General features: G+C 67.7%; 1 protein-coding gene. It reads left to right on the top strand.

Translation table 11 applies throughout. The annotated features are described in order from the left end of the window. Nucleotides 1–321: 321 nt before the first annotated feature. A partial coding sequence (locus tag V6M48_RS03235; protein ID WP_332811087.1) for an error-prone DNA polymerase occupies nucleotides 322–3253 on the top strand: 2932 nt, incomplete at its 3' end.

Here is a 3253-nt window from a genome sequence, read left to right as displayed (position 1 = left end):
CCTTCGCCTGGAATGCCGGCGCGTGCTTTTGCCCGCAAGAGGGGCTCCGCGAACCGAAAGCGTGGCGCGGGCACCCCTCCCGCTTGTGGGGAGGGGAAGGGGTGGGGGGCGAAAAGTCGGAGCGACCTCTTGTGGGACCGGCCTGATCTTCGGCTACAGGCAACCTCGAACCCGGTCGTTCGCCCCCCATCCCCATACCCTTCCCCACAAGGGGGAAGGGAGGAGCCCCTGTGCCATTTTCCGCAGGGATACCCGCAATGAAACGGAAGGCAGGTCGTGCTTCTTCCCGCAAGCCGGCCATGAAGCTTGGCAGGCAATGCCATGACCCTTTACGCCGAGCTCGTCGCCGCTTCGAACTTCTCCTTCCTGCGTGGCGCCTCGCCGGGGCCGAACCTCGTCATGACCTCGCTGCTGCTCGGCCAGGCGGGGTTGGGCATCGCCGACCGCAACACGGTGGCCGGCGTGGTGCGGGCCTGGAGCGCGCTGCGCGATCTGCGCGAGGATGGCTTGCCTCCGGCCGAGAAGCTGCGCGAGGGCGGCAGCCCCGGCGAATATGTCTGGGTCGAGAACACCGCCTTTGCCGAACTGCCTTTCACCGCCGGGCAGCTTCAGGCGATGGCGCAGGTCTTCCGGCTCGTGGTCGGCAGCCGGCTGGTCTTCTCCGACGGCACGCCCGACATCGTCGCCTACCCCGTCAATCGCGCCGGCTGGGGCCGGCTCTGCCGCCTGCTCAGCCAGGGTAATTTGAGGGCGCAGAAGGGAGATTGCGTCCTCCATCTCGACGATCTGCTGAGCGATGCCCGCGACCTGCTCCTGATCGTCATGCCCGGGCGCGATCTCGCAGGTCTGCCGGTGGTGCTCGCCAGCCTCGATCAGGCGGCGCCCGGCGCATTCTGGCTCGGTGCCACCATGCAGCGCCGGGGCGACGACCGCCGCCGCCTGGCACGGCTGAAGGCGCTGGCGGCAGCGACCCGCACGCCGCTGCTGGCGACCAATGACGTGCTCTACGACGCACCGGAGCAGCGCGATCTCCAGGATGTGCTGACCTGCATCCGTGAGGGCATGAGCATCGACAGGGTCGGCCGCCGGCTCGATGCCAATGCCGAGCGGCACCTGAAGAGCCCGCGCGAGATGGCGCGGCTGTTCCGCGACGCCCCCGAGGCGCTCGAGGAGACGCAGCATCTGTTGAGCCGCATCGCCTTCGATCTCGGCGAGCTGAAATACGAATATCCCGAGGAGCCCGTCCCGCCCGGTTGGACGCCGCAGGCCTGGCTGGCCGAGCTGGTCGGCCGGCGCCTGCCGATGCGCTATCCGGACGGCATTCCGGAGGCGGTGCAAAAGCAGGTCGACGCCGAGCTCGGCCTGATCGCGAAGCTCGATTACGCCCGCTATTTCCTGACCATCCGCGAGATCGTCGACTTCGCCGAGAGCCGGGGCATCCTCTGCCAGGGCCGCGGCTCGGCCGCCAATTCCGCCGTCTGCTATGCGCTCGGCATCACCGCGGTCGACCCGGCCGAGCATCAGCTCCTCTTCGCCCGCTTCATCTCGGAGGAACGGCGCGAGCCGCCCGACATCGACGTCGATTTCGAGCATGAGCGTCGCGAGGAGGTGATCCAGTGGATCTACCGGAAATATGGCCGCCACCGCGCCGGCATCGCCGCGACGGTGATCCGCTATCGGCCGCGCAGCGCCATTCGCGAGGTCGGCAAGGCGCTCGGGCTGACCGAGGACGTGACGGCCAGGCTCGCCTCGACGCAATGGGGCAGCTGGGGCAGCGACATCACCCGCAACCAGATCCGCCAGGCCGGGCTCGATCCCGATAATCCGGTGATCGCGCAGGCGGTTCGTTTCGCCGTCAGGCTGCTCGGCTTCCCGCGTCACCTCTCCCAGCATGTCGGCGGCTTCGTGCTGATGCGTGGCCGGCTCGACGAGACCGTGCCGATCGGCAATGCCGCGATGGCGGACCGCACCTTCATCGAATGGGACAAGGACGACATCGATGCGCTCAACCTGATGAAGGTCGACGTGCTGGCATTGGGCATGCTGACCTGCATCCGCAAGGCTTTCGAGATGCTGCGCCAGCACGGCGGCCCCGATTTGGGCCTCGCCGATGTGGAGCAGGGTGATCCGGAGACCTACGCCATGCTGCAGCGCGGCGAGTCCCTCGGCGTCTTCCAGGTCGAGAGCCGGGCGCAGATGAATATGCTGCCGAGGCTGCGGCCGAAGGAATTCTACGACCTCGTCATCCAGGTCGCGATCGTCCGGCCCGGCCCGATCCAGGGCGACATGGTGCATCCTTATTTGCGCCGGCGCTCGGGGATTGAGAAGGTCGCTTACCCATCACCGAACCCTGCCCATGGCCCGGCCAACGAGCTTTTCCAGGTGTTGAGCCGTACCCTCGGCGTGCCGCTCTTCCAGGAGCAGGCGATGAATCTCGCCATGGTGGCAGCGAAGTTTACCGACCCCGAGGCCAACGGCCTGCGCCGCGCCATGGCGACCTTCCGCAATGTCGGCACCATCGGGAACTACGAGCAGATGATGGTCGGGCGCATGATCGCACGTGGCTACGAGCCTGCCTTCGCCCAGCGTTGCTTCGAGCAGATCAAGGGCTTCGGCAGCTACGGATTCCCCGAGAGCCACGCCGCCTCCTTCGCCAAGCTGGTCTATGTCTCGTCCTGGCTGAAATGCCATCACCCGGCGATCTTCGCCGCGGCATTGCTGAACTCACAGCCCATGGGCTTCTACGCCCCGGCCCAGATCGTGCGGGAAGCGCAGGAGAACGGCGGCGTCGAGCCGCGCCCGATCGACGTCAATTCCAGCTTTTGGGACAATGTGCTGGAGGCGGCGGCACTCGATGGTCTCAGCCCTCATCCTGAGGAGCCGCGCAGCGGCGTCTCGAAGGATGATCCAGAACGCGCTGGAACCATCCTTCGAGATGCGCCTTCGGCGCTCCTCAGGATGAGGGCGAGGGAGGTAAAGCGGAGCCCCCATGCCTTGCGTCTCGGCCTGCGCCAGCTCGACGGTTTCAAGGAGGATTGGGCGGAGCGCCTCGTCGCCGCCCGCGGCGAAGGCTACCGCGATGTCGAAAGCCTCGCCCGCCGGGCGCGTCTGCCGGCGCGGGCGATGCGCTTGCTCGCCGATGCCGACGCCTTCCGCTCGCTCGGGCTCGACCGGCGCGAGGCGCTCTGGGCGGTACGCCGCCTGCCGGATGACGAGGCCCTGCCGCTGTTCGAGGCCGCCCAGGCTCGCGAGC

The organism is Sphingomonas sp. (assembly GCF_036677245.1).
In the GTDB taxonomy this organism is placed as follows: Bacteria; Pseudomonadota; Alphaproteobacteria; order Sphingomonadales; family Sphingomonadaceae; genus Allosphingosinicella.
Note: the sequence above shows the minus strand (reverse complement) of the source record. Positions and strands in the feature narration are given on the sequence as shown.